Origin of the sequence: Streptomyces sp. NPDC050674 (assembly GCF_040654575.1) — a bacterium.
In the GTDB taxonomy this organism is placed as follows: Bacteria; Actinomycetota; Actinomycetes; order Streptomycetales; family Streptomycetaceae; genus Streptomyces.
Map to the genome: position 1 here is coordinate 1 of NZ_JBFAIG010000026.1, position 20,253 is coordinate 20,253.

Sequence of the window (20,253 nt, forward strand, 5' to 3'; positions counted from 1 at the left end):
GGATAACACACACCCCATCCGAGCTTGTGAAGGGGCGCACGAGCCACCCCCCTGAGACGGCTCCCCGGCCGGGGAGGACCACCCGCCACGATCCCTCCGTACACCATCGACCGCCGAAAGAAACGCCCGCGGTCCAGGTCCGGGACGCTCAGGGTGGGACCGCTGCGGTTCGCGTGTGGTTGTTAGCCTGCGTACGGACATCGAGTCGATCGCCCGTACGAGGAGGGAGTCGTCGTGGCCGGCAGCCCGCGTATCGCCGTCGTGACCTATGACCCGCGCGGCGAGGAGCACAAGGACCGGGACCTGCCGGTGCTGGTGGAGGCGCTGCGGCAGGCCGGGGCCGACGCCGTGGCCGTGCACTGGGACGACCCCGCGGCCGACTGGGCCGGGTTCGATCTCGCCCTCATCCGCTCGACCTGGGACTACAGCTGGCGCGCCGAGGAGTTCACGGCGTGGGCCGAGCGGTGCGGGAAGGCGACACGGCTGGCCAATCCGGCCGCTGTCGTGCGGTGGAACGCCGACAAGCGCTACCTCGGGCAGCTGGCCGCGGCCGGAGTGCCCACCGTGCCGACCCGGTACGCCGCACCCGGGGACCCCGTCGAGCTGCCCGCCCACCGCGAGTACGTCGTGAAGCCCGCCTCCGGGGCCGGCGCCCGGTACGCCGCCCGCTACCCCGCCGGGGAGCGCGACGCCGCCCTGCGGCAGGTCCAGCGGATGCACGCCGAGGGGTTCACCGTCATGGTGCAGCCCTACCTGAGCGGCATCGACACGTACGGCGAGCGGGCCCTTCAGTACTTCGGCGGGCGCCTGCTGCACGCCAGCGTCAAGGGCGCCGTCCTCGCGCCGGGCACGCCGTACGACGCCGACAAGGTCGCCCACCCCGACCTGCGCCGCTGGGAGCCGACCGCCGCCGAACTGGCCGTGGCCGAGCGGGCCCTGGCCGCCGTGCCCGTCGACGCCGGGCTGCTGTACGCCCGCGTGGACCTCGCCACCGGCCCGGACGGGGAGCCGTGCGTAATGGAGCTGGAGCTGATCGAGCCGAACCTGTTCCTCGATCTGCACCCGGACTCCGTGCCGCGCGTCGTACGGGCGGTCCTGGCCGCCGCCGGCTGATCGCGCCGGGCGGGGACCGCCGCCGTCGGGGCACGACCTCACGCGTCCCGGCCCTGGGCGCCGGTGACCGACACCCGCTGCACCAGCCCCCAGGTGAACTCCGCGACGGCCTCCCGCCGCACCCCCCGCCCGTCCGGCGCGGTGAACGCCAGGCCCCACCGGGTCGGGGCCGTGCCCTCCAGGGGGCGGGCCGGGGCGAAGGCACGGGCCGCCTCGTCGACCGTGCAGGACCAGGGGGTCAGGTCGTCCAGCGTGCGCAGCTCAGGGCCCTTCGCGCCCGGCGCGCGGACCAGCCACTCGTTCCACACCGCGCGGTTCGGGGCGGTCAGCACCTCGAAGCGCAAGGACGGCCAGAGCGGCACCGGCCACAGCCAGGCCTCGCAGTCCAGGTCGCCGATCCGGCGCGGCGTGCGGGACTCCGGCTCGCCCAGCACCTGGCGGATGGGGGTCCCCCCTGTTCGAGCGGAGCCGAGAACTTGGGGGAGGGAAAGGGGTGCGCGGGAGCGCGGGGAGCGGACCATCGACTGCCAGCGCCGGTTGGCCTCGCGCATGTCCGCGATCGACACGCCCAGCTCATGGCGGGCGTCCTCCACCAGGCCCGGGTTGTGATCGGCCATGCGGCGCAGCAGCACCAGCTGGAAGTCGAGCGGGGTGAAGGGGCTAGCGGGGCGCTTCGCGGAGGGCATGCGTCCCATCGTCGCCCACCCGGGGCATGCCCGGGCGGCGGCCGTCGGGCAGGAACAGCACGGAGTTGACGTAGCGCGGGCCCCTGAGGGCGGGGGAGGGCAGCACCCGGCGGAGCAGACCGTGGGAGACGACGTAGGAGGCGTCCGCCTGGTGGCTCTCCAGGGGGAATCCGGACAGCGGCACCCAGGTGTCGCCGGGCAGCACCCAGCCGTCGTAGCCCAGCAGGGCCAGGTACGTCACCACCGGCGCGATGGGCTGGATGCGGGACTCCAGCTCCACGAACAGCGCCGGCCGGTCGCGGGCCAGCAGGCCCGTGGCCCCGCGCAGCACCGCGGGTTCGTTGCCGTCCACGTCGATCTTGATGAAGCCGATGTCGCGCAGGCCCAGTTCGTCCAGCGTGACGCAGGGGACGTCCAGCGCCCGGCCGTGGATGTCGCGCCGCACCAGCGAGGACACGCCCCGGTCGCCGGAGTCGTCCGGCGGCAGCCACAGGCGGGCGATGCCCGGGCGGTCCGAGGCCGCCGCCCGGATCACGCGGACGTTCCCCGGCGCGGCGGCGGTCAGCAGCCGGGCCAGATGGGGCACCGGCTCGATCGTCACGACCTGCTCGGCGAGGCCCGCGAGGCGGTGCGTCCAGGGCCCGTACCAGCCGCCGACGTCCACCGCCGTACCGCAGCGGGGCGGGCACAGCTCGGCGAGACGGGCCAGCTCCGGTTCGAAGCGGGGGTAGAGCGCCCGGGCCGTCGCGGCCACCAGCCGGGCGGGCAGGACGGGGGCGAGGCGGGCTGCCAGGCTGGTCACGGCGCCATCCTCCTGAGGATCTCCTCGTGCCGGTCGTCCGGCACCTGCTCGCCCGAGGACGGCAGCAGCTGCGGAATGCCGTCGGTGATCGGGTAACGGCGGCGCAGGCGCGGGTTGTACAGCGCCTCCTCCTGTCCGGCCTCGTCGGCCAGCAGATGCAGCGGGCCCTTGTCGATCGGGCACGCCAGGATCTTCAGCAGCGGGTCGTCGGGCTTCATGGGGATGCCAGCTCCTTGGCGGGTGGGGAGGGTCGGGGAGTGGTGTCGTGCTTCGGCATGGTCAGCAGGACGGCCACCGCCAGGGCCGTGCCCGCCACCCGCAGCCCCAGCCGCAGCGGCTCGTCCGGCAGGGCCTCGCCGAAGGACAGCGTGCCGAGCACCGCCGTGAACAGACTGGTCACGGTCGTGCACACCGGCACGATCAGCGAGGCCCGGCAGCGCTGGAGCGCCGCCTGCGACATCACCAGCCCGAACACGCCGGTGAACAGCAGCAGATACGGATAGGGGGAGCTCAGCAGGTCCAGCGCGGCGCCGCCGATCCCGCCGGTCGTCAGACGGCCGGAGACGCCCTTGATGGCCAGTGAGCTGACGCCGTACAGCAGGCCCACCGCCACGCCGTACTCCACGCCGGTCGTCGGGCGCCGGTGCCGGTTGCGGGAGCGCCTCTCGGCGGAGGCGTACAGCCACACCCCGGCCGCCAGCGAGGGCACGCACACCAGCAGGATCAGCGGGTAGGGCGCGTCCTGGCCGACCGTGTCCCCGCCCTGCCGCAGCGACAGCACCACCATCAGCAGGGCCAGCAGGATCGCGCCCAGCGCGTACCGCTCCCGGCCGGAGGTCTCCTCGCCGAGCAGCCGCGCCGACAGCAGCACCAGCAGCACCAGGCCGGAGACGAAGATGCCCTGCGCGGCGGCGATCGGCAGAGTGCGGTAGACGACGAGCTGCGCGGCGAAACCGGCGGCCAGGGCGAGGGACCCGCCGATCCACAAGGGGCTGCCGAGGACGAGGCGCAGCAGCCGGGCCGGCCGGCGGATCGTCACCTCGGGCAGGGAGCCGAGCGCCCGTTTCTCCAGTACGAAGCCCAGGCTGTACAGGGTGTTCGCCAGCAGCGCCGCGGCCACGCCCCACCACATGGGTCACGTCCTCCTGGCGTGCAGCAGCAGGATCGAGGCGAGCTGCGGCCGGGCGCAGGCCAGCCGGTCCAGCGGCCGCAGCGGGCGCGGCACGCCGTGGAAGGGCGCGCCTTCGAGGCGTTCCACCGTGAACCCGGACGCGGCGACGAACTCCCGCAGGGCGCGGGCGGTGTAGAGCCGCAGGTGCCCCACGACCTCCCGGCCCGGACGGCCGTGGATGCCGCGCAGGCTGACCTCCGAGAACACCGGCTGCACCCCGGCCAGCAGCAGTCCGCGGTTGTACCAGGCGGCCAGGTTCGGTGTGGACAGCATCAGATGGCCGCCGGGCCGCAGCACGCGCCGGATCTCGTCGAGGGCCGCGTCCGGGTCCACGAGGTGCTCGATGACCTCGCTGAACAGCACGGCGTCGGCCGACCCGGTGGCGAACGGCAGGCCGCCTCCGGTGAGTTCGCCGCGCACCGCGTAGGGGATGCGGGTGCGGGCGCGGCGCAGGGCGTCCTGGGACCAGTCGACGCCGACGATCCGGTGGCCGGGCAGGAGCGGGGCGGCGGTGGCGGCGGCGGTGCCGTCCCCGCAGCCGATGTCGAGGATCGTCCGCGGGCTCGCGCCGGCCGGGCCGCTCAGGGCGCGGGCCAGCATCCGGGCCTGGCGGAGGCTGCGCGGGGTGCCGGAGGCGACCGGGACGGCCGGGTTCTCGTAGAAGTCGCGCAGGTCCCGGGGTGGGCGTCCGGTGGTGGCCGGCGTCGTCACGGGGTCACCTCCGTGGTGTGCAGGTAGTGCTCGAAGAGGTCGCGCAGATGGGCGCCGTCGCCATGGCCGAGCAGGGCCTTCGACCAGCGCAGGGCCAGGTGGAGACGGCCGGCCGTGGAGGCGGTGGTCACGGTCAGGCCGCGCGGCATCCGGGCCGGCGCCGAGAACCAGACCGCGTGCGCCCGGCCCGCCTCCGCACCGAAGTCCAGCGGATAGGGGATGCGGCCGATGTTGCTGAGCAGGGTCGTCGACGTCCAGGGCGCGGCGGCCCGGCGCAGGGCCCGGGTGAGGGCGGCCCGGGCGGTGACCGGCGCCCAGGGCGCGGTCAGGAGGGCCGCGCCGTGCCCGAGCTGGGGGCGGGGCAGGGCCTTCAGGGCCCGGGTGCGCTCCGCGGTGCGGCGCAGCAGGGCCGGCATGTCGGTGACGTCCAGTTCCCGCGGCGCGAAGGGGACTTCCACCAGGCGGGTGCCGTTGCCGATGGGCATCGTCGCGTCGCGGGGGCGGTCGTCCACCGGCATCGTGATGCGCAGGGGGCGTGGCCGGGCGCCGTGTTCCCGGTTCCAGTGGGCGATGGTCAGGGCCGTGGTGACCATGAGCTGGTCGTTGACGGTGTACGGGGAGCCCTTGGGGCGGTGCGGGAGGGGGAGTTCGGCGACGAGCAGGCCGTTGCCGGGGGAGGGCTCGGGGGTGCCGTGCGCCACCCGCGCCGGGGGTGCCCAACCGGCCGGGGTGTCGGGGACGTCCCGCGGTGGTTCGGCGGGGCGGACCGGGGGCGCCGCCGGGGCGTTGTCCCGGCCCCCGTACAGCTCGGCGGCCGTGGCCAGCACGCGCAGGCAGGCCGGGCCGTCGAGGGCCGTGTGGTTGATGGTGAGCAGGAGGACGGAGTCCACCACCTCCAGCCGTATCGGCGGGGACACCGACAACGGCGGTGCGTCGGTGAGGGCCCGGGTCCTGGCGTCCCGCAGGGCCCGCGGACCCGGCGGGGCGAAGGTCACCACCTCCACATCGGGCTCCGGCGTCAGCTCCCACTCGTACCGCCGCCGGTACCAAGGCCCCCGCGCCTCCCGCATCAGGATGCGCGGATGCCGGTGCAGCGCCTCGAGGAACGCCTTGCGCAGCCGCGCCCGGTCGAGGGGGCCCGGCAGGTGCACCTCGATGTGGACCGTCTCCGGTTCCGCCTCCTGGAGGCAGTGGCGGGACACCTCGTCCACCACCGGGAACGGAATGCGTGCGGGTGCCGTCATGCGGGCTTGCCCTCCCCGTTGTCCTTCCCCGGCAGCCGTCGCGTCGCCGCGCCGGACGGCGGCGGCTCCTCGCGCAGGCTCACCAGCCCCGCGAACAGGCCGATGAGTGCGAGCAGTTGGGCCAGGTGCCCGAACGCGCCCTCACCCGCGCCCACGGGTTCCCCCGCCCCGGACGCGGCGGCGATGCCCGCACCGGCCAGGGCGGCGAAGGCGATCGGCACCAGCAGGGCGTGCCGTCGCGCGGCCAGCAGCGCCAGCGCCGGGACCAGCAGCGCGAACCAGCCCGCGATCACCACGCCGGCCAGCGTCAGCGCCACCGTGCCGAGCCACAGGCCGGGCAGCGGCGGGGCGGGCTGGGCCGCGTCCGGGTTGGGGGCGCGGCGCCGCCACAGCGCCAGGCCCAGCAGGACCGCGATGCCGGCGCCGCTGCCGATCAGGGCGGCGTCGTACGTCGTGGCCGGCTCGTAGGACAGCTCGACCTCGCCACCCGCCCCGGCCGGGACCCGCCAGCCCTGCTGCCAGCCGTCCAGCCGTACCGGGGTCAGCTCCTTGCCGTTCAGCGTGGCCCGCCAGCCGTCGTTGAAGTTCTCGTAGGTCGTCAGGTAGGAGGCCGCGCCGGAGCCGACCGTCGCCGCGCGCCGGTCGCCCAGCCAGTCCCGGATCCGCAGGTCCCGTCCGGCCGCCGCGGTCTCGGGGACCGTGCCCCGGGTCAGGGTCACCTCCGTCAGCGCGAGCGGGCCGGCGTCCCCGGCCTCCAGCCGGTGGTCGCCCGCGGGGAGCCGTACCTCGGTGTCGTCCCGGTCCTCCTGGCAGAGCGTCACCCGCACACCCCGCCGCTCCACCAGGTCCCGCACGGTGCCCTTGGCGCTCGTCCGGTACAGCTCACCGTCCAGCGCCACGTCCGGCCCCTTTCCGCACGGCAGGGAGAACGTCCGGGTGCCGTCCGGCTGCGGGGTGCGGTACTGGTCGAGGGAGGGCAGGTAGGCCTCCGTGAGGCCCACCGGCAGGCGCAGGTCCTCGTCGGCGACCGGGTTGTGCAGGGTCAGCGGGGCCGTGTCGGTGACCGTGATGTCGAGCCGGTCGGTGGTGATCGGCGGGAAGCGGACCCAGCCGTTGTCGTCGACGGCGGCGATGGCCGCGCCGTCCGGGGAGCTGATGTGCACCTCGGAGGCCCGGGCGGACAGGCCCCCCGCGGGGGCCAGGACCAGTTCGCCGACCGGCTGCTTGCCCTGCCAGCGCAGGTGGATCGTCGGCCGGTCGCCCGCGATCCACGCCGTGGTCAGGTCGCCGTCGGTGAGGTTGCGTGCCGCGAGGCCCGCGCCCAGGCCCGCCGTGGAGTCGGCGGTGGCGACGATCCGGGCCTGCTGTTCGGGCGCGACCTCGTAGAGCAGCTCGTCGAGTTCCGCGCCCGGCAGCGGCACCGCGCTCGCCTTCACCTCGTACGTCCCGGCGGCCGGGGTCGTGAAGCGGCGGTGCAGGCCGGCCTCGGTGCCGGTCGCGGACAGGCCGGTCGGGTCGGAGGCGCGGTGCAGGGAGACGACGGTCGCGGCCGAGGCGGCGTCCTGCGCGTCCGCCGGGAGCCGCAGCAGCCGCGTCACCCGCACGTCCGGCAGGTCGATCTCGGAGAAGCCCGCGCCGGTCAGACCGGCCCGGCGCGCCACGGAGTCCACGATCGTCAGCTTCATCCAGTCCGTCGCCCCCGCGGGCGCCTTGACGCGCTGGGTCGTGCCGTTCGGCCGGAGGAAACTGGTCCGCGAGCCCTTCTCGGTCTCCACCCGCACCTTCGTGGCGGCCGCCCGCACGCTCTCCTGCGGCAGCGGCGTGACCTCGAAGGAGGACGGCATGGCGAAGGAGCCGGTGAAGCCGATGCGCAGCCACTGCCCGTCCGGGGTGTCCGGCGCGCCCTCCGCCCACGCGGTGTCCGGGTTGCCGTCGAAGGCGTTCACCGGGTCGTACTGCGGGAGGTGGAACAGCCAGTTGCCGTACGAGGACGCCGACACCGAACGGGCGCCGCGCAGTTCGGCCACCGTCTGGTGACCGGTGCCCTCGGTGGGCAGGATCTGGCGCGGCTTCTCCCCCGGGTCCTGCAAGGCGTCCGGCGCGTTGCGCTCGTCGCGCGTGTACGTGTACGAGGTGCCGGAGCTGACCAGCCCGAAGCGGGTGTCGGCCCGCCGCAGCCCGTCACCCACCACCTGCACGGCCGGGGTGCCGAGCCCGGGGTGGTTGTCGCCGGTCAGGACGGTGGCCCGGCCCCGCAGCCGCTCCGCCAGCGGCAGCAGCGCCTCCGGCCCGCCGGACACCACGGCCGTGTCGGCGACCGGGGCGAGACCGGCCTGCCCGGGCCGGATCACGTCGTCCCCCGTCGGCCGGTAGATCTCCACGGCCCGCTGCCGCGGGTAAAGACCCTCCACCTGGAGCGGCGCGTCCCGCGCGATCCGGCCGCCGGTCATCACCGGCCCGAGGCCCGTCACCCGCTCGTACCCCGACTGTTCGAGGGTGCGCTTGACGGTCGTGGTGGGCACGTAGCCGATCTGGTCGGGGTCGAGGTCGTTGCGTACGACGACGTAGTACAGCCCGGCCCGGCTCAAGTAGTCGGCCAGTCCCGGCACGTGAGCGCCGGACATCAGGGCCTGCTCGACGGCGTCCATGGCGCGCCGGTTGCCGGGCGTGCCGAACGGCACGTAGTCGCGCTGCGCCCAGCGCGACTCGGCGAGCACGTCGAGCGGCTGGTCGATGGGCGAGCCCCAGGTGTAGACGCCGTGCGCGGTCGCCGGGACGACCAGGGCACGCGAGTCGGGGGAGTACTTCTCCAGCCAGTCGGCCGTGGCCTGCCAGTAGGCGGGGAGCTTCCGGAACGAACCCGGGTTGAGGATCGAGCCGTTGAGGTACGGCCACAGCAGGCCGGGCAGGATCAGCACCGCGGCGACCAGCGGGGCGAAGCGCCGGCCGCGCACCCGCCGGGCCCCGCGCGGCTCGGCGGCCACCCCCACCAGATGCGCCAGGCCCAAGGTGAGCGCCAGCGCCAGGCCCGTCTGGAACTTGTAGATGTTGCGGAACGGCGACAGCCACCCGTCCAGCCAGCCCTGCACGACCCCGTGGAACGGCGCCCCGAACGCCCCGCCGTACCCGGCGAGCAGCACCAGCGCCGTCACGAGCACCGTCAGCACCAGCCACCGCCGCTCGGGCACGTCCCGCCGGGCGAGGCCGGCGAGTCCGAGTCCGGCCGCGAGCGCCGAGCACACGATCACGACGACGGAGGAGGCCACGCTCCAGCCGGCCGGCAGCCAGGCGTCACCGAGGTGCAGATAGGCGACCCAGTTCCCGGCGCCGCGCAGCGCCTCGGTCGCCGACATGGTGTCCGTGGTGGTCCGCGCGGTCTCTATGTAGGGGAGGAAGTTCTCGCCGTACACACCGAGCAGCAGCAGCGGCACCCACCACCAGGCCGTCACCACGATCACGGCGGGAGCCCACCAGGCGATCAGCTTGCGCTGCCGGGGCCCGGACGGCCGGGACAGCAGATACAGCCCGGCCGGCAGCAGGGAGGCGAGGGTCGCCGAGGCGTTCACCCCGCCCATGAACGGCACGAGCAGTGCCGACCGCAGGGCCGCGACCCGGGCGGTGTACCGCTCGTTCGTCAGCGGCAGCAGCACCCACGGCAGGAACGCGCCGGGCAGCGCCGCGGCCGACGTCGACCCGATGACCGTCGTGAACACCGGCCACAGCGCGTACGCCACCGCACCGAGCAGCCGGGACGCCCCGCTGCCCACCCGCAGCCGCTCGGCCAGCCGCAGCGCCCCCCAGAAGGCGACGGACACGATCAGCGACAGCCACAGCCGCTCCGCCAGCCACACCGGCAGCCGCACCAGGTCGCACACCCAGTAGAACGGCAGCATCGGCCACAGATAGCCGACGTACTGGTCCTGGATCCCGCCGAACCCGGCCCGGTCGTGCCACAACTGGCCGAGGTCCGCGAGGAACTGCCCCGGGTCGACCGTGACGCCGAGCTTGGTGTCGAAGGTCTGCCGCCCCGGCCGCACCGCCAGGAACAGCACGAACACCACGGCCCAGAACCCCAGCAGCCAGCGCCGCGACCGCGGACCGTCGGGCGGGCCCGGGGTGGTCGCGGTGGGGACGGCTGCCGGGGGAGGAGCCTGGACCGTGGTCGTCATGGGGGACACCGCCGCAGAATGAGGAGGAGGTTCCAGGTGGCGAACTCACGGATGCCGGGCACCTTGACGACGGTCTCCGCGAGGAACGGCCAGTAGCGGGAGCGCGCCGAGACGACCGTGACGTCGTCCCGGGCGCGCACCTGCCGCAGGGTGGGGCCGATGTGCACGGCGAAGAGGTTCTCGCCGAGGGTGTGCTTGGCGGGCTTTCCGGTCCGCCGCTGGTGGCGGGCCCGGGCACGCTCGGCGCCGAACCAGTGCCACGGGGCCCACTCGTGCCCGCCCCACGGGGACAGCCAGTTGGTGAACGACACGTAGATCAGTCCGCCGGGCCGCGTCACCCGGGCCAGCTCGCTGAGGAACGTCTCGGGGTCAGCCACGTGCTCCAGCACGTTGGAGGAGAAGGTGACGTCCGCGACCCCGTCGCGCAGGGGCAGCAGGTATCCGTCGGCGACGACGGCCGCGTCGGGCGGGTTCCCGCCGAGTTCGGCCGGGTCGGGCTCGAAGAGGAACGCGTGCGCCCCGCGCCGCCGGAACTCCCGGGTGAAGTACCCGCCGCCGCCGCCGACATCGAGGACGGTACGCCCTGCGACGGGCCCGTCGCAGGACTCGACCTGATCGACGGCGTCCCGGGCCAGCAGCGCGTAGCAGGCCCCGGGATCGTCCTGCTCGTGGAGGAAGGCACGGAAGAGGGCGACCGAGCGCCGCAGCGACGGGTCCTTCCAGGCCGGGCGGACGGACGTGCCGTCCCGGGGGCGGCTGCGCAGGGACGGTGTCACGGGGCCCAGCCCTTCACCGCCTCAGCGGCGACCGCCCTGAACTGCCGGACCGTACGGTCCCACCGGAACCGCGCCGCCCGTTCCCGGGCCGCCTTGCCCATCAGCTCGCGCTGCCGCCCGGACAGGGCCAGCGTGCACCACGCCGCGGCGAACGAGGACTCGCCTCGGGCGAGGACGCCGGTCTCACCGTCCACCACCGAGTCCTTGAGACCCGGCACGTCGAAGGCCACACTCGGTGTCTCCCGGGCCGCGGCCTCCGTCACGACCAGACCCCAGCCCTCCACGGCGGAAGGGTGCAGCAACAGCCAGGCGGCGCACAGCAGCCGGTGCTTCTCGGCCTCCGTGACGTACCCGGTGAACTCCACGCCGGGACCGGCGAGCCGTTCGAGCCGTTCGCGCTCGGGCCCGTCACCGACGATCACCAGCCGGCCGCCGGTGACGGGGCGGACCCGCTCCCACAGCCGCAGCAGCAGATCGATCCGCTTGTACTCGACCAGCCGCCCGACGGCGACGAACAGCGGCTCGGCGGAGCGGTCGGCCCTCGGGCCCGGCTCCTCGACCCCGTTGTGCACGACTCTGATCCGGTCCCGTTCGACCCCGATCGCGCGCAGCGCCTGGGCGGTCGAGGAGGACACGGCGACGAGCAGGTTCCGCTGCCGCGCCCCGGTCAGCGCCCAGTGTTCGAGTCTTCGGCCGATCCGCGCCGCCGGTGCCAGCGGCCCGCCGAAACGCATCTTCCACAGGTCCGTGTGGACGTGGTTGACCAGGGTCAGCGTCGGCCCCCGGTGCCACAGCGGCGCCAGGTACGGCATGCCGTTGCACACCTCCACCAGCAGATCGCACTCGCCCACCCGGCGGGCGAAGGCGGACCGGGCGCGCACGTAGTGGCCGTAGGGGCCGCCCGCCGACACGACCCGGTAGTCACGCGAGGAGGCCGGGCCCCCGCACAGCAGGGTCACCTGGTGGCCCAGGCGGGTCAGGCCGTCGGCGAGCCTGTCGACCAGCAGCTCGGAGCCGCCGGCGGAGGGGTTGTCCAGATCGCGGTGGGCGAGGAAGACGATCCGGCGCGGAGGTGGGGGGAGCGCCGGAAGGTGCTGCGACGCGCTGGGGGACGCGGCGCGGTGGGGGTGCCCCCGCTCGAGCGCGGTCGAGAGTGGGGGAGGGGACGGCACGTGCTGGGGCATGGGTGCTCCAACTCGTCTCGGGGTGCGGAACTCGGCGTGGGGAAGACGTGGGGGGACGGGTTCGTCGCAGTGGGGTGGCCCGCGGGGAGCCTGAACTCTTCCTGGGAGGGGAGTGTGGACGGGGAGTGCTCGGGTGGGGTTGGACAGTTTTCGCCCGGACGTTCGCCACGGCTACTCACCGGCGTGACAATTTCGGGCTTTGTTGGACCTGACGTCACATCACATCGTGAGAGTGGGCTGGGGCGTACCGGATGTATCGGACGGAACGGGGTTCTCCGGCTCCTTCCGCCCGCGCACGAGGAGAACACCCCCCGCCGCCGCGAGCAGGAGACCGCCCACCGCGGCCCCGATCGGCAACGTCGTGCCCACCATGCGCAGTTGGCCGCTGTCCCGTTTCGCCTGCCGCACGGCCTCCTTCTGGGTCGCGGTCGTGAACGAGACCTTCCGGCTGTCCAGCAGCACCGCCGCGTCCTTCGTCCCGCCCGGCGCCCGCAGGGTGCGCCGCGGGCCGGTCTGCGCGTAGATCACACGCCCCGTCGCCTGGTCCACGACCAGCTCGAAACCGTGGTTGGCGTACCACTCCTCGGCCAGCACCTGCGGCCGCTCCGGCTGGTCGACGAGGCTGCCGGGCACCATGCGCGTGCCGGTCCGGGTCGGCGGCACCGAGCCGGTGAACTTGTAGCCGGTGTAGCCCTGGATCTTCGCGGTGCCCCGGTAGCGCAGCACGACCGTGTCGCCGAGGGTGTTGTCCCACCACTGGTAGGAGCGTTTCCGCACGTCGAAGGGGAACTTCAGATACGCCTCGCCCTCGATGTACGGCTTCTCCCCGCAGCAGTGCACCGGCCGCGTGGTCCGGCGGTCCATCACCCAGCGGTGCGGCACGAAGTCCAGCGCGTCGTGCGGGTCGGCGGCCGGCAGCGACTTGTCGGTGTCGACCGTGGTCGTCACGTCCCAGACGGCGTTGCCACTGCGTTCGCTGTCCTCGACGTCGCCCCGCACCCGCTGGGTCACGGTGATCTTCCGGTCGGGCACCGTCTCGATCCGGTCAGTGTCGAAGACGCTGCCCCGGCCGGTGTAGACGGCGGTGGTGTCGATGTCGATCGGGTTCACCGCGGCACGCGGCTCCACGTACCAGGCGAGCAGGGGCGCCAGCACCAGCAGGAACGTGCCGAGACCCAGCAGGACCAGGGAAAAGGGGGAGGTTGTACGGCGCATCCGGGCACTCCAGTGGCTTGGGGCGGCTCGACGTACGACAGGGCCGGCACGGCGGGGGAAACGGCGCGTGCGGTTGGGCCGGGAACCGTAGGCCGCTCTTGACGGGGTGTCAATGCTTGTCGAGACTGGGCGCGACAGGCAGGGACGGGGTGCCGGGGTGGGGCAACCTCCGGACCATCTCCGGACGCATCCGGACAGAGAGGCTGACCCTGCGATGTCCAGACTGCTCGCCGCCGCGCTGACCGTCGCGCTCGCCGCCGCCCTCGCCGTGGGCGCCGCGCTGGGCGTGGTCGCGCTGCTCGAAGCCACCCCGGACCAGCCCAACACCCCCCTGATCACCTACGAGCAAGACGGTCAGGGGGGCTGACCGTGACGGCCGCCCGCACCGCCGCCCTCACGACGCGCTCGGCCTGGCACGACGTACCGCGCTTCCAGGTGCGCCGGTTCGCCGCGATCGCCATGGCCGAGGCGCCCGAGCTCGCCGAGGAGATCCTCCGCGAGATTCAGCGGGAGTACCCGCACCTGCCCGTGGTCCTCGACGACTCCGGCGAGCCGATGGCCCTGGTCGGCATCCGCCGTGCCATCGAGGTGTTCGTGCAGCACCTGGAGCACTCGGAGGGCCGCCCGACCGTCCCGCCCGGCGTCTTCCAGGACTTCGGCCGGGGCGAGGGCAGAGACGGCCGCTCGCTCGACTCCCTCCAGGCCATCTACCGCATGGGCGTACGCCTGGCCTGGCGCCGCTTCGCCGACATCGGCCAGCGCGTGGAGATCCCGCCCCCGGCCATGTACGAACTCGTCGACGCGGGCTACGAGTACCTCGACGGCCTGGTCGACCAGTCGGTACGCGGCTACGCCGAGGCCGCGGCCCGCCAGGCCGGCGAACGCCTGCGCCTGCAACGCCGCCTCATGGAGCTGCTCCTGACCGAGCACCACCGCGGCGACCCCGCCGAGGCCCTGACCGAGCGCGCCGCCCGCATCGGCTGGCCCTTACCGGCGAAGGTCGCGGTCGGTGTCCTGCTCCGCCCGGCCCGCGAGGCCATGGCCCCCGCCGTCGGCCAGGGCGTCCTGCTCGACATGGAGTACGAGCAACCCCGCATGGTGGTGCCCGAGCCGGACGCGGCGGGCCGCTCCGAGCTCATGCACCGGGCCCTGACCGGCTGGTCCGGCGCGATCGGCCCGCCGGTCGCGCTCACCGACGCCGCGAAGTCCCTGCGCTGGGCGGAGGCGGCGGTCCGCCTGATGGAGCGCGGTCTCCTGCCCGCCGGCGAGGTCCTCTACTGCACCGAACACACCGAGGCCCTGGTCCTCCTCCAGCCCGAGGAACTCATCGACGACCTGGCCCTGAGGTGCCTGGCCCCCCTGACCCACTGCGGCCCCACCCATGGCCGCCGCCTCGCCGAAACCCTCCTGGCCTGGCTGGAAACCCGCGGCGGCGCCCCGGAGGTGGCCGCCCGCCTCGGCGTCCACCCCCAGACGGTCCGCTACCGCCTGCGCCAGATCCGTGAACTGTGGGGCGACGAGATCGACGACCCCGACCGCCGCTTCGAACTGGAACTGGTCCTGCGGGCGCAGCGGCTGCGCGGGGAGCTGGGAGGGACACGGGGGCGGCGGTGAGCCGGGCGGCACGCCCGCCGGCGAACACTGCCGCCCCGCCTCACACCGCTGCCCGCTCCTTGGCCGCCGCCCGGCCGGAGGCCGGAGCGTCCAGGTGGGCCACCACCGAGGTGTGGAAGCGGAGCACGGCGTCGTCGACGCTGCGGATGAAACCGGACTCGGCACTGCCGCGGCCGCTCCCCATGCTCTTGAAGAGGGACAGGCGGAATCCGGTGATACGGGTGGAACCGTCCTTCGGGAGGAGGTCGGCCGGTTCGGGGCGCAGCCGCTCCAGCGTGCCGCGCGGGCCACCCGCCCCACCCTCGACCAGGGTCTCGACGTGCAGGTCGGCCGGTGCCTCGGCGAGACGCCGGACCAGGCGCTTGGCCCAGGTCAGGGGGTAACCCTGCTCGGGCGCCGGGATCTCCACCGACGTGCGCAGCCTGGCGGTCCGCAGGTCGGCGCCGATGGTGAGCAGGCCGGGCGCCCCCTCGACACGCAATTCCGCCTGGAGCCGGCCTTCCTGGCACAGCTGGTCGGCCAGCCGGGCGCGGCGGGCCCCGGGATCGGTGCCGCGCCGGGTGCGCTGGGCGGGCAGCACCTTCTGCCCGAGCTCACCCCCGAGCCGCAGGCACACCTGCCGGATGAGCCGCTCCCAGCTCTCCACGACCTCCAGCGCGCGCGGGTCGCCCTGGCAGAGCGTCTCGTCGTTGATGCCGTTGCGTACGGGCACCCACGCCGCGCCCATGTTCTGGAAGCCGTGGCAGCCGGAGTTGTCGTGCTGGAGGTAGTGCAGCAGGTCCTGGAGCAGCCAGGTGCGCGCCGCGTTGCCGACGCCCTCGTGCCGGATCAGCATCTGGGCCTGGTGGGCCACTTCCGCCCAGGACAGGTGCCACAGCGCCACCTGGTGCTTGCGCCGCCGGTCGATCTTCACGTCGACCAGGGGGCTGCCCTCCAGCGCGACGTCGTTCGACAGGGTGATCACGGCCTCGTAGCCACGCCGGGCCGCGATGTCCATGTAGGCCTGCACCTGGTCGGACTTCAGGGGATTGCCGTTGGTCTTGGTCTCGACGAGCGCTGTCCACAGCTTGCCGGCACGCTCCACACGGATCACCCCGTCCGGGCGCCGGGGCGTGTCCCCGTGCGGCAGGGAGACCTCGGTGAACGTCTCCATACGGCCGGACGGCGCGCCGAAGGGGGCGGTGAGGCGTCTGCCGAAGCGGGGCACCTGGGCCATCACCGACAGCAGCACCGACGTGGCCCGCGTCTCCCGGTCCCGGTCGTTCTTCAGCGCCGACACCGGAAACAGCCGGGCCTGCCTCCAGGACTCGTTCTCGGCCAGGCTCCTCACCGGCGGCCTGGGCGGTGTGACCTTCTTCTTCGCGGTCCGGGGCCGGGCGGCCCGCTTCCTCGGCCCGGCCTCCTCCTCGGCCGGCGGGCGCGGTGCCGGTACCGCCTGGAGCGTCGCCTGCGCCGGGGCGTCCGGAGCGCCGGGGGCGTCCGGGGCGTCCGGGGCGCCGAGGGCGGGCTCCTGTGCCGGCTCCGTCCCGGGCTCCGCCTCGTCGTCCTCGATGTCGACGCCGAAGTCGGTGGCCAGCCCCGCCAGGCCGCTCTCGTATCCCTGACCGACGGCCCGGAACTTCCACTCCTCGCCCCGCCGGTACAGCTCCCCGAAGATGATCGCGCTCACCTGGCCGGCGTCCTCGATGACGAACCGGAGGAGGCTCTCGCCGCCCGCGTCGGCCAGCGTCACCTTCAGGTCGTCCAGTTCACCGAAGCGTGCCCCCTCGTAACGGCTCGCGGCCACCACGATCCGCTCCACCTCGGCCGGGACGGCGGTCAGGTCGAAACTGATCCGGTCCTCGCTGCCGTCCCCGGTCGGCTCCTTGCCCAGCAGCTGCACGCTGCCGTCGGCCGCCACCGGGTTGTTGTAGAAGTAGAAGTCGGCGTCGCTGCGGACCTTGCCGCGTCCGTCCAGCAGCAGGACGGACACGTCGGCGTCGCCCTCCCCGGTCGGGCTGGACCAGCCCAGACTGACGATCGCGGAGCCGACGTTCTCGCTCAGGTCCGTCAAGGACACGTTCGCGCCCATGGTCATGTCACGCACAGCATTTCCCCCCACCCCGCGACACCTGTGACGTGTCGCACATCGGGCACTTTAATGTGCACACCACGCGCAGGGGGGCCGCTCGTGGGTTTCCGGTCGCGGGGCCCCCGCCCATTGCCCGGGCATACCTCTATGGCTAGCCTGTGTTCGTCATGCCGATCGCCTGTTGAAATCTCGAACACAGGCGCCTGAGACGTAATAGGGAGGGGGCCGGTCGTGGGACGCCTTGTACCAGCCGTGACCCGGGCTCTCGACATTCTCGAGCTCTTTCTCGACGGGGACGGGACGCTTTCCGCCCCCGACATCGTGCGCAAGCTCCAGCTGCCGCGCACCACCGTGCACGAACTGGTGACGACGCTCGCCGCCCGGAAGTACATCGTCCCGATGCCCGGCCAGCCCGGACGCTACCGGCTCGGTGTGCGCCCGTACCAGCTCGGCGCCCGCTACGCCGAGCAGCTCGACCTCGCGGCCGAGGGACAGCAGGTCGCCCGGACCGTCGCCGAGACCTGCGACGAGACCGTGCACGTGGCGATCCTGGAGGACACGGACGTCATCTACATCGCCAAGGTCGACTCCACGCACGCCGTGCGGATGGTGTCGGCGGCCGGGCGCAGGCTGCCCGCCCACTGCACCTCCGTCGGCAAGATGCTGCTGGCCTCCCTTCCCGAGCCGGAGCTCGCCGCCCGCATCCCGGACGACGCCGAGCTGATCGGCATGACCCCCAACAGCATCACCGACCCGGGCGCTCTGCGCGAGGCCCTGGCCGAGATCCGTGAGCGGGGCCTCGCCGTGGAGAACCGCGAGTCCAACCCGGACGTGTCCTGCGTGGCCGCGCCGGTGCGCGACCGCACCGGGCAGGTCGTCGCCGCCCTGTCGATCTCCGTGCCCATGATCCGCTGGAGCGAGGAGCGCCGCGCCGAGCTGGAGCAGCTCGCCGCCAAGGGCGCCGCCGAGCTGTCCGAGCACCTCGGGCACCGGAGCGTGGCATGACGACGCCGTACGAGGTCGCGGTGCGGGCCGAGGCCGAGCTCGGCGAGGGGCCCACCTGGGACGCGGCGGCCGGCCGGCTGCTGTGGATCGACATCCTCGGCTGCCGTCTGCACACCTACGACCCGGCCACCGGGCGGCGCACCGTCCGCCGCACGGAACAGCACATCGGCGCCGTCAAGCCGCGCGCCGGCGGCGGGCTCGTGCTGAACCTGCGCGACGGCATCGGCCTGCTCGACCCGGGCGGCGGCTTCGGCTGGCTGCACCACGAGCCGGTCCCCGGCCGCCGCGCCAACGACGCCGCCGTCGCGCCCGACGGCACGCTCTGGGCGGGCACGATGCGCTACGACGAGGCGCCGGGCGGCGGCACGCTGTCCCGCGTCACCGGTGACGGCACGGCCGAGGTCGTGCTCGACGACGTGGCCGTCAGCAACGGCACGGGGTGGAGCCCCGACGGGCGGCTGATGTACTACATCGACTCCCCGACCCGGCGGATCGACGTCTTCGACCACGCGGACGGCCGGATCTCCGGGCGGCGGACCCTCGCCGTGATCGAGGACGGCGCGGGCTTCCCGGACGGGCTGACCGTGGACGCCGAGGGCTGCGTCTGGGTGGCCCTGTGGCAGGGCTCGGCGGTGCGGCGGTACACCCCCGACGGTGAGCTGGACCGGGTGATCGGGCTGCCGGTGCCGCTGGTGACGGCCTGCGCGTTCGGCGGGGCCGGTCTGAGCGACCTGTACATCACCACCGCCCGCGTGGGCCTGACCGAGCCGCCCGCGCTGGCTGGGTCGTTGTTCGTGGTGCCCGGGGCGGGCAAGGGAGTGGCCCAGCCCGCGTTCGCCGGCTGACGAAGGGCTGGGCACGGGCCGGACCGGTACCTCCCGTCCTCAGCCCTCGTCCGGTCCACCGGACCGGTACCGCCCGGCCTCAGCCCTCGTCCGGTCCACCGGACCGGTACCGCCCGGCCTCAGCCCCCCGTCCGGTCCAGCCGCCGCAGCACCGCCCGCTCCTCCTCCGTCAGCGGCGCCCCCACCGCCGCCGGCAGCGGTGGCCCGCTCAGCGTCGCCAGCACGGTCGAGGGCCGCAGCAGCCGGGTCGGTCCCGTCGTCATGCTCATCACGTCCCAGAGCGCCGACGCCGCCGTGTAGGAGCCGGTCGCCGTGCGGATCATGCGGCGGGTGTAGGCCGTGACCAGACGGTCGGCGACCCCGGGGGAGCCCCCGCGCGTCCCGGGGTACCAGACGTCCTGGCTCACCGCCATCGTCCACGCGGCCTGGACCGGCCGCGCCGCCCGCCGCTGCACACGCCGGGCGAGCCCGGGCGCGTCGAGGCGGGACCGCCGCAGCTCGCGGCCGAGTTCCCGGGCGCCCAGCGCGGCCACCGACATGCCCTGCCCGTAGGCGGGGTTGAACGTGGCCAGCGCGTCACCGAGGACGACGAGGCGCTCGGGCCAGGAACGCACCTTCTCCAGGTACCGCCGGTGGTTGCTGGTGCTGCGGCTGACGTGGACCTCGGTGAGCGGCTGCGCGCCGGAGATCAGCCGGCCCACGATGGGGTCGGGCAGGTCCAGGGTGTACCGCAGGAACGCGTCCGGGTCGGACGGCGGTTCGCCACCGCCCCGGGTGCCGGCGAGGCTGACCATCCAGCGGTCGCCCTCGATCGGCAGCACCATGCCGCTGCGGCCGGGCCGCCCCTGGTACGGATCGGCCTGCACCATGGTCAGCGGGAAGCTCCCGGCGCCCTCGGGGGTGCGGTAGAGACGGGTGGCGTTGACCAGACCGGCGTCCACCGTCTTCTCGCGCACGTCGTGGACGCCCAGCCCCGCCAGCCAGGTCACGATCCGCGAGCCGCGGCCGCTCGCGTCCACGACGAAGTCGGCGGCGAGCCGCTCCTCCCCGGCCGCGGTCGACAGGCGGACCCCGGTCACCCGCTGCCGCGACCCGGTCAGCTCCAGCACCCGGGCCTTGCGGATCACCACGCCCGTGCTGTCCAGCACGGCACCCCGCACCGCCCAGTCGAGCAGGGCCCGGGTGCAGGTCAGCATCCGCGGCCCGGGGTGGCGCCAGCGCCGGAACCAGCCCTCGGGCGTGAGGGCGACCATGCCCGAGCCGAGCGCTATCTCGTGCGCACCGGCGGCGAGCAGGTGCTTGCGCATGCTCACGCCCGGCACCAGGTCCTCCATGGGGGCCAGTCCGCCGGCCATGAGCAGATGCGCGTGACGTCCCTGCGGCAGGCCCTTGCGGTGCTCCGGTCCCTCGGGCAGATCGTCGCGGTCGAGCACGACCACCTCGTCCGCGACGGCGGACAGGGCCGCCGCGGCCAGCATGCCGGCCAGCCCCGCACCGATGACGACAGCTCTACGCGACATGCGACTCCTCGCACTCAGCCATGACGGCTCCTTCGCCCTGCGGGCATTTCCCCGGCGTCCGGCCACGGCCGTGCAGCGCACAACACCGTCCGCCGGCACCGGCTTTCGAGCCGTGCGGGCCTCGTCC

At 74.1% G+C, this 20,253-nt stretch carries 17 protein-coding genes; 5 read left to right on the forward strand and 12 right to left on the reverse strand.

The genetic code is table 11. The features are described 5' to 3' along the window. Positions 1-234 precede the first annotated feature (234 nt). Positions 235-1,113 (forward strand): hypothetical protein, encoded by an 879-nt coding sequence (locus tag AB0I06_RS31430; RefSeq protein ID WP_363122245.1) that lies wholly within the window; start codon positions 235-237, stop codon positions 1,111-1,113. A 38-nt stretch (positions 1,114-1,151) separates the two neighbouring features. Here the strand turns inward: AB0I06_RS31430 and AB0I06_RS31435 are convergent, their stop codons facing one another. From AB0I06_RS31435 to AB0I06_RS31480, 10 genes are all read right to left on the reverse strand, one after another. Next, positions 1,152-1,808, reverse strand: a complete 657-nt coding sequence (locus AB0I06_RS31435) for a hypothetical protein (protein ID WP_363122246.1) — start codon at positions 1,806-1,808, stop codon at positions 1,152-1,154. Continuing rightward, entirely contained in the window at positions 1,774-2,601 is an 828-nt protein-coding gene (locus AB0I06_RS31440; protein ID WP_363122247.1) for an FkbM family methyltransferase, read from the reverse strand. Before AB0I06_RS31440 ends, AB0I06_RS31435 begins: the two co-directional genes overlap by 35 nt. After that, a complete protein-coding gene (locus tag AB0I06_RS31445; protein ID WP_363122248.1) occupies positions 2,598-2,819 on the reverse strand; it encodes a Trm112 family protein in 222 nt (73 codons plus the stop codon). Before AB0I06_RS31445 ends, AB0I06_RS31440 begins: the two co-directional genes overlap by 4 nt. Further along, complete coding sequence (locus AB0I06_RS31450; RefSeq protein WP_363122249.1) at positions 2,816-3,733, reverse strand: hypothetical protein; 918 nt, start codon at positions 3,731-3,733, stop codon at positions 2,816-2,818. Before AB0I06_RS31450 ends, AB0I06_RS31445 begins: the two co-directional genes overlap by 4 nt. A gap of 3 nt (positions 3,734-3,736) precedes the next feature. Next, positions 3,737-4,483 carry a methyltransferase domain-containing protein gene (locus tag AB0I06_RS31455; RefSeq protein ID WP_363122250.1) on the reverse strand — a complete coding sequence of 249 codons (747 nt, stop codon included), beginning with the start codon at positions 4,481-4,483 and terminating at the stop codon, positions 3,737-3,739. Then, positions 4,480-5,727 (reverse strand): condensation protein, encoded by a 1,248-nt coding sequence (locus AB0I06_RS31460; protein WP_363122251.1) that lies wholly within the window; start codon positions 5,725-5,727, stop codon positions 4,480-4,482. The genes AB0I06_RS31455 and AB0I06_RS31460 overlap by 4 nt, the downstream gene beginning before the upstream one ends. Next, positions 5,724-9,896, reverse strand: a complete 4,173-nt coding sequence (locus AB0I06_RS31465; protein ID WP_363122252.1) for a DUF3367 domain-containing protein — start codon at positions 9,894-9,896, stop codon at positions 5,724-5,726. The genes AB0I06_RS31460 and AB0I06_RS31465 overlap by 4 nt, the downstream gene beginning before the upstream one ends. Next, complete coding sequence (locus AB0I06_RS31470; RefSeq protein ID WP_363122253.1) at positions 9,893-10,672, reverse strand: class I SAM-dependent methyltransferase; 780 nt, start codon at positions 10,670-10,672, stop codon at positions 9,893-9,895. The genes AB0I06_RS31465 and AB0I06_RS31470 overlap by 4 nt, the downstream gene beginning before the upstream one ends. Then, on the reverse strand, positions 10,669-11,856 hold the full coding sequence (locus AB0I06_RS31475) for a glycosyltransferase family 4 protein (protein WP_363122254.1): 1,188 nt from the start codon (positions 11,854-11,856) through the stop codon (positions 10,669-10,671). The genes AB0I06_RS31470 and AB0I06_RS31475 overlap by 4 nt, the downstream gene beginning before the upstream one ends. 219 nt (positions 11,857-12,075) lie before the next feature. Continuing rightward, positions 12,076-13,071 carry a DUF3068 domain-containing protein gene (locus AB0I06_RS31480; protein WP_363122255.1) on the reverse strand — a complete coding sequence of 332 codons (996 nt, stop codon included), beginning with the start codon at positions 13,069-13,071 and terminating at the stop codon, positions 12,076-12,078. Positions 13,072-13,285: 214 nt separating this feature from the next. Here AB0I06_RS31480 and AB0I06_RS31485 point away from each other — a divergent pair, with 214 nt between their 5' ends. Beyond that, positions 13,286-13,438 carry a hypothetical protein gene (locus AB0I06_RS31485; protein WP_363122256.1) on the forward strand — a complete coding sequence of 51 codons (153 nt, stop codon included), beginning with the start codon at positions 13,286-13,288 and terminating at the stop codon, positions 13,436-13,438. 2 nt (positions 13,439-13,440) lie between these two features. Beyond that, entirely contained in the window at positions 13,441-14,685 is a 1,245-nt protein-coding gene (locus tag AB0I06_RS31490; RefSeq protein ID WP_363122257.1) for a helix-turn-helix domain-containing protein, read from the forward strand. A gap of 40 nt (positions 14,686-14,725) precedes the next feature. Here the strand turns inward: AB0I06_RS31490 and AB0I06_RS31495 are convergent, their stop codons facing one another. Further along, entirely contained in the window at positions 14,726-16,762 is a 2,037-nt protein-coding gene (locus AB0I06_RS31495; RefSeq protein WP_363122314.1) for a TerD family protein, read from the reverse strand. 225 nt (positions 16,763-16,987) lie between these two features. On the opposite strand from AB0I06_RS31495, the gene AB0I06_RS31500 reads away from it, so the two are divergent. Beyond that, on the forward strand, positions 16,988-17,761 hold the full coding sequence (locus tag AB0I06_RS31500; RefSeq protein ID WP_363122258.1) for an IclR family transcriptional regulator: 774 nt from the start codon (positions 16,988-16,990) through the stop codon (positions 17,759-17,761). Next, complete coding sequence (locus tag AB0I06_RS31505; protein ID WP_363122259.1) at positions 17,758-18,606, forward strand: SMP-30/gluconolactonase/LRE family protein; 849 nt, start codon at positions 17,758-17,760, stop codon at positions 18,604-18,606. The genes AB0I06_RS31500 and AB0I06_RS31505 overlap by 4 nt, the downstream gene beginning before the upstream one ends. A gap of 119 nt (positions 18,607-18,725) precedes the next feature. Here the strand turns inward: AB0I06_RS31505 and AB0I06_RS31510 are convergent, their stop codons facing one another. Further along, on the reverse strand, positions 18,726-20,126 hold the full coding sequence (locus tag AB0I06_RS31510; protein ID WP_363122260.1) for an FAD-dependent monooxygenase: 1,401 nt from the start codon (positions 20,124-20,126) through the stop codon (positions 18,726-18,728). Positions 20,127-20,253: the final 127 nt, after the last annotated feature.

Bases quoted from the DNA above. Each gene is read 5' to 3' on its own strand.
- AB0I06_RS31505 (WP_363122259.1), top strand. From the start codon at position 17,758: ATGACGACGCCGTACGAGGTCGCGGTGCGGGCCGAGGCCGAGCTCGGC.
- AB0I06_RS31495 (WP_363122314.1), bottom strand. From the start codon at position 16,762: ATGACCATGGGCGCGAACGTGTCCTTGACGGACCTGAGCGAGAACGTC.
- AB0I06_RS31465 (WP_363122252.1), bottom strand. From the start codon at position 9,896: ATGACGACCACGGTCCAGGCTCCTCCCCCGGCAGCCGTCCCCACCGCG.
- AB0I06_RS31460 (WP_363122251.1), bottom strand. From the start codon at position 5,727: ATGACGGCACCCGCACGCATTCCGTTCCCGGTGGTGGACGAGGTGTCC.
- AB0I06_RS31435 (WP_363122246.1), bottom strand. From the start codon at position 1,808: ATGGGACGCATGCCCTCCGCGAAGCGCCCCGCTAGCCCCTTCACCCCG.
- AB0I06_RS31445 (WP_363122248.1), bottom strand. From the start codon at position 2,819: ATGAAGCCCGACGACCCGCTGCTGAAGATCCTGGCGTGCCCGATCGAC.
- AB0I06_RS31485 (WP_363122256.1), top strand. From the start codon at position 13,286: ATGTCCAGACTGCTCGCCGCCGCGCTGACCGTCGCGCTCGCCGCCGCC.
- AB0I06_RS31475 (WP_363122254.1), bottom strand. From the start codon at position 11,856: ATGCCCCAGCACGTGCCGTCCCCTCCCCCACTCTCGACCGCGCTCGAG.
- AB0I06_RS31510 (WP_363122260.1), bottom strand. From the start codon at position 20,126: ATGTCGCGTAGAGCTGTCGTCATCGGTGCGGGGCTGGCCGGCATGCTG.
- AB0I06_RS31450 (WP_363122249.1), bottom strand. From the start codon at position 3,733: ATGTGGTGGGGCGTGGCCGCGGCGCTGCTGGCGAACACCCTGTACAGC.
- AB0I06_RS31480 (WP_363122255.1), bottom strand. From the start codon at position 13,071: ATGCGCCGTACAACCTCCCCCTTTTCCCTGGTCCTGCTGGGTCTCGGC.